General features: G+C 45.7%; 4 protein-coding genes. All 4 read left to right on the top strand.

Going from position 1 to position 6,000, the window contains the following annotated elements:
- Positions 1 to 2,070 (top strand): ATP-binding protein (locus tag F8S12_RS29650; protein WP_196519842.1); only part of this gene is annotated, 2,070 nt, incomplete at its 5' end.
- Positions 2,071 to 2,114: 44 nt separating this feature from the next.
- Positions 2,115 to 2,501: a response regulator gene (locus tag F8S12_RS29645; protein WP_196519841.1), complete on the top strand. Its 387-nt coding sequence runs from the start codon at positions 2,115 to 2,117 to the stop codon at positions 2,499 to 2,501.
- Positions 2,502 to 2,793: 292 nt separating this feature from the next.
- Complete coding sequence (gene gap, locus F8S12_RS29640) at positions 2,794 to 3,837, top strand: type I glyceraldehyde-3-phosphate dehydrogenase (RefSeq protein ID WP_196519840.1); 1,044 nt, start codon at positions 2,794 to 2,796, stop codon at positions 3,835 to 3,837.
- 513 nt (positions 3,838 to 4,350) lie between these two features.
- The gene (pyk, locus tag F8S12_RS29635; protein WP_196519839.1) at positions 4,351 to 5,781 is read left to right on the top strand and encodes a pyruvate kinase; all 1,431 of its coding nucleotides are present in this window, start codon (positions 4,351 to 4,353) and stop codon (positions 5,779 to 5,781) included.
- Positions 5,782 to 6,000: the final 219 nt, after the last annotated feature.

Genomic DNA, 6,000 nt, shown 5'->3' with positions numbered 1-6,000 from the left:
GAATTAGATTATGTAAAGTCCCCAGTCCCAGATATTAAACCACAGCAGCAGACATTAATAGCAGTTGCGGAAATTTGGCAACGATTTCAAGGGCGGGTGGACGAGCAGGTAAGGGTACTGGAGCAAGCGATCGCAGCTTTAAAGCAAAATACTTTAAATCCCGAATTGCGATCGCTTGCAGCCAAAGAAGCGCATACCTTGGCAGGGTCTTTAGGCACTTTTGGCTTACCTGTTGGCTCAAAATTGGCACGCAATATCGAGCCGCTACTGAGTTCTGCTCAAACCTTGAGTAAATCTGAGATCACCAACCTCGAAAATTGGGTAAAGTTATTGCGTCAGGAAATTGAAGGAAACGACGCAGCAGCAATATCTGCACTGCCAACCGCACAGGTATTAGAAACGGTGACGCAACCGCTACAAAATGACCCTGATACAGAAACTAAAATATTGGTTGTGGACGATGATCCCCAAATTCAAGCATTCTTACAAACCTTACTTAGTCCTTGGGGACTCAAAGCGATCGCACTTGAAGATCCGCGTCAGTTCTGGCAAACCTTGGAAGCAGTTGCGCCAGATTTGCTGATCCTGGATGTAGAATTACCTTTTACAAAGGGTATTGAACTTTGCCAAATGGTACGCAACCATTCGCGCTGGAGTGAGTTACCCATTCTATTCCTCACAGTGCATAGCGATGCCGAGATGGTAAATCAGGTGTTTAGCGTTGGGGCTGACGACTTTGTTAGCAAGCCCATTGTCGGCCCAGAACTAGTAACCCGGCTCGTCAATCGCTTAGAACGAATAAGGTTGCGGCAACGCCTGGCGCAGGGGAGCAGGGGAGCAAGGAAAGAAAATACTACCTCATCTTCCTCATCCCCCAATTCACTCAACGAACTGGAATTGAGAGTAGCAGAGCGGACAGCCGAGTTAGTTACCTTAAATCGACAGTTGCAGTCACAACTTGATGAGCGCCAGCAGACACAGGAAGAAGTACAGTTATCTCAAGCCCGATTTGCCAGGATTTTAGATATTGCTGATGATGCGATTATTTCCATCAACGGCTTCCAAATCATTACCTTGTTTAATCAGGGAGCAGAAAAGATTTTTGGCTACTCTGCCCAGGAAGTGATTGGACAAGACCTTGACTTACTTTTGCCACAGCGTTTTTGCGACGTGCATTCTCAGCATATAGTTGATTTTGGGCAATCTTCCAATCTTGCCAGTCGCATGGGAAAACGGCGGGAAATATATGGTCGCCGCAAAGATGGCACTGAATTTTCAGCAGAGCTTTCCATCTCTAAAATCGACATGGATGAAGAAATATTTTATACGGTTATCTTGCGAGATGTGACGGAGCGCAAGCAAATCGAACGCATGAAAGATGAATTTATCTCTGTTGTCAGTCATGAACTCCGCACACCTTTAACTTCGATTCATGGTTCTTTAGGAATGCTGGCCAGTAGTTTGCTACCGACAGACTCAGAACAGGGAAAACGTCTGCTGCAAATTGCCACTGATAGCACAGAACGCTTAGTACGCTTAATTAACGACATCCTCGACATCGAGCGAATCGAGTCAGGGAAGACGAAAATGGAACCAGAAATCTGCAATATCGTTGACCTGATCACTCAAGCAGTAAATGTTATGCAGCCTCTTGCCAACAAAGCCAGAGTGACGCTATCCATTTGCAGCCAATCCGGTGAAATATTAGCAGATTCCGATCGCATTGTCCAAACCCTGACTAACCTGCTGAGTAACGCCATTAAATTTTCGTCTGCTGAGTCTACCGTTTGCTTAGGAGCGCAACAACAAGGGGATGAAATTGTATTGACAGTCAAAGATAACGGCCGCGGCATTCCGACTGATAAACTTGAGAGTATCTTTGAGCGTTTTCAACAAGTTGACTCTTCTGATTCACGCAACCACGATGGTACTGGTTTGGGTTTGGCAATTTGTAAGAGCATTATCCAACAGCACGGCGGACGCATCTGGGCTGAAAGTGTGTTAGGCAGGGGTAGCACCTTTTACGTTACTCTCCCGTTGATTGAGACTTCCCAAAATTCCCATGTGTAGTGGCTATAAACCAATCATCAACAACCAACAAAAGGATAGCGGTGATGACAACAAAGCGAATTCTAGTGGTTGATAACGAGCAGTACATTCAAGAAGTTGCCAAAATTTGCTTGGAAACAGTCGCAGGCTGGGAAGTTGAGACAGCAAGTTCTGGTCAAGAAGGGATAATTAAAGCCGAGGCTTATCAACCAGATGCGATTCTACTGGATGTGATGATGCCAGCTATGGATGGGATCGCTACCTTTGAAAAGTTACAAGGGAATCCAGTAACCAAAGCGATTCCGGTAATTTTGTTAACTGCCAAAATCCAGGCTTCCGATCGCCGGCGCTATGCCGAGATGGGAATGATCAGTGCGATCGCTAAACCATTCAATCCTTTAGAATTAGCTGATCAAGTAGCGGTAGCCCTGGGCTGGAGTCTGGAAAAGTAGCTTAGGGACTGAGCGATTAACCTCGTTTCCAGCCTCTGGCTGGAAATGCACATCATTGCGCTGCTGCCGCGAGTCAGGAAGGCGGCAGCCCCAAAGTAGGCATTCCCAGTCTCTGACTGGGAACGAAGCAAATAAATGCCCAATGCCCAATGCCCAAACCTTAAAAGATGCCAAGTAAATATGCTTTAACTGACTGAGACTGTCAGGATCAGAAAGTAAAGACTAAAAGGCAATCTATTTTGACTTTTAACTTTCTCTTTTTATTCAACTTTCCCCAACGGGAGGTTTAATCTTGACTAAATTGAAGGTTGCTATCAATGGCTTCGGTCGAATCGGGCGACTTGTACTTCGCGCTGGCATCGAGAACCCCAACATTGAGTTTGTGGGCATTAACGACCTAGTACCACCAGATAACCTTGCTTACCTATTAAAGTATGATTCAACCCACGGTAAATTAAAGATCAAAATTGAAGCCAAGGATGATGGTATCCTCGTTGATGGACATTTCATTCCTTGCGTGTCCGTGAGAAATCCGGCAGAATTGCCTTGGGGACAATTAGGTGCAGATTATGTCGTCGAATCAACCGGACTCTTCACAGGCTATGAAGGAGCAGCAAACCACCTCCAGGCAGGTGCAAAGCGAGTGGTAATTTCTGCTCCCACCAAAGATCCAGATACAGTTTCTACCCTGGTAATGGGTGTTAATCATCACCTATTTGACCCCAGCAAGGATATAATTGTCTCCAATGCTAGCTGCACCACAAATTGTCTAGCTCCCATAGCTAAGGTCATCAATGACAACTTTGGGTTAACTGAAGGGTTGATGACCACAGTTCACGCCATGACTGCCACCCAGCAAACTGTGGACGGCCCCAGCAAAAAAGACTGGCGGGGTGGTCGGGGTGCAAGCCAGAATATTATTCCCTCCTCCACAGGCGCAGCTAAAGCCGTAGCCCTGGTTTTACCAGAATTGAAGGGGAAGTTAACTGGTATGGCATTCCGAGTTCCGACTCCCGATGTCTCTGTAGTTGATTTAACTTTCAAAACTGCCAAAGCCACCAGTTATCAAGAAATCTGTGCTGCCATGAAGGAGGCCGCCGCCGGTTCACTAGCGGGTATCTTGGGCTACACCGACGAAGAAGTTGTTTCTACAGATTTTCAAGGTGATGCTCATTCCAGTATCTTCGATGCAGGTGCTGGCATTGAGTTAAACTCCAACTTCTTCAAGGTAATTGCCTGGTATGACAACGAGTGGGGCTACTCGAATCGCGTGATTGACTTGATGTTGTCTATGTCACAAAAGGAAAAACTTGCAGCAACAGTTAGTGTGGTTTGATTAGTCATTAGTCATTGGTCATTGGTCATTGGTCATTGGTCATTGGTCATTGGTCATTAGTCATTGGTCATTGGTTATTAGTCATTGGTCATTGGTTATTAGTCATTAGTTTTTGAATGCTGACTTCTGACTTTTAACTCTTGACTAGAGATTTTTGGGATTTGAGATGGTAAATATCCTGAAAATCAGACTAAATAAAGTAACTTTTTTAGCAAAGCAGTGATATAAAACACGTGTGAATTTGAATGCTTTGCGCGATGTCTACGATGGTCTACGCCCAATACAGTTTGGATAAGCACTCTTCACTTTGTTTATAGTCTGGGGAAAGCTTAAGGGGTAAAGAGTAAATAGACCTCTTGCAAAAGTCCTTCTTTTCGCTTTCTTCTTTGCGCCTTTGCGCCTTTGCGTGAGACAAAAAATTATTTATGCAAGAGGTCTAATGTATTCAAAACCTTTTCCCTTTTCCCTTTCCTCCTTAACCGAATCGTATTGACTCTTCACCTCATAATCCCTATGCGTCGAACCAAAATTATTTGTACTGTTGGGCCGGCTACATCTGCACCTGAAAAGCTACAAGCCTTAGTAGAAGCTGGAATGAATGTGGCGCGGCTGAATTTCTCCCACGGGGCTTATGAATTTCACGCCCAAACAGCTCACTATCTCAGACAGATTAGTACTGAGCAGCAAAAGCCGATCGCAATTATGCAAGACTTGTGTGGCCCGAAGATTCGTTTGGGAACTTTACCACCGGAAGGGTTAAATCTGGAAGCTGGTAGTCAAGTCACCTTTGTTTTGCAAGAAAAGGGTGAGAGTATTGACGAAATACCCCTACCATTGCCGACTTTGTTTGCAATGGTGCGACCAGGCGAACCGATTTTGATTAATGATGGTCGCGTCAAGTTAATTGTCACCGATCGCGATGCCGATCGCATTCGGGCACAGGTGACAATTGGCGGGTTAATTTCTACGCACAAGGGAGTAAACCTACCACAAACTCCTTTACCTGTCAGTTCCATCACCGAAAAAGACTTGCTAGATTTGCGCTTTGGGATTCAGTTGGGTGTAGACTGGGTAGCGGTGTCCTTTGTGCGATCGCCACAAGACTTAGAACCCGCCAAGCGAATGATTGAAGCAGCTGGTGCTTCCATTCGCTTAATTGCCAAAATCGAAAGAGCAGAAGCAGTAGAGCAATTTGACTCCATTTTGAAGGTTGCCGACGGAATTATGATTGCCCGTGGCGATTTGGGCGTGGAAGTGCCAATTCATGAAGTGCCGATGATTCAAAAAGATATTATTCGCCGTTGCAATCATGCTGGTAAGCCGGTGATTACAGCCACGCAAATGCTAGAGTCGATGATTAGCGCCCCCGACCCCACCCGCGCTGAAGCAACGGATGTTGCTAACTCCATCTTGGATGGTACTGATGCGGTAATGCTCTCTGGTGAAACAGCTGTGGGACAATATCCCATCGCCGCCGTTCAGATAATGCACAACATCGCCGTGCGGACAGAACAAGCCTTGGATGAAGGTAGCAGACATTCCTGGTGTCATAAAGCAGGCAGTCTCAGCGTCACCGAATCTGTGGCAGAATCAGTGTGTCGCATTGCTTATGAAACCGGCGCACGGGCAATTTTATGTAACACAACTTCCGGGAGTACGGCGAGAATGGTGTCTAAATACCGGCCAACTTCTCCCATTATTGCCCTAACTCCTGACGCTACCGCTTACCGCCAACTAGCGCTTTCTTGGGGTGTAGAACCTTTGCTGATCCCACCAGTTTACAATGCCGAAGAGATGTTTACCAATGTAGTGAACACAGTTGTAGAAATAGGTCTAGCGAATCAGGGAGATAAAGTAGTGATTACCTCTGGCATTCCAATTGGTAAATCGGGAACAACTAGTTTAATCAAAGTGCATTCCATTGGACAGCCAATTTCGGCATAACACATCTAGAATAGGGCTGTGGCTCAAGATAGCAAGCAGGATTAAGCAATGATTCAGAAAAATTGCCAGAATCAGAATTGAAGAAGCTGGGGAGTGGAGACTAGGAACTGGGGATTAGGGAGAAGAATTAATTAACTCAGCACGGGCTGAACGCCCCGCTACCGCTAACAGCACTCTTGACTCAGCACTCTTTAAGTCAGCACTCTTTAAGTAAATCCT

The organism is Nostoc sp. WHI, from assembly GCF_015714725.1.
GTDB lineage: Bacteria > Cyanobacteriota > Cyanobacteriia > Cyanobacteriales > Nostocaceae > Nostoc.
This window is presented reverse-complemented; position numbering and strand designations above follow the sequence as displayed.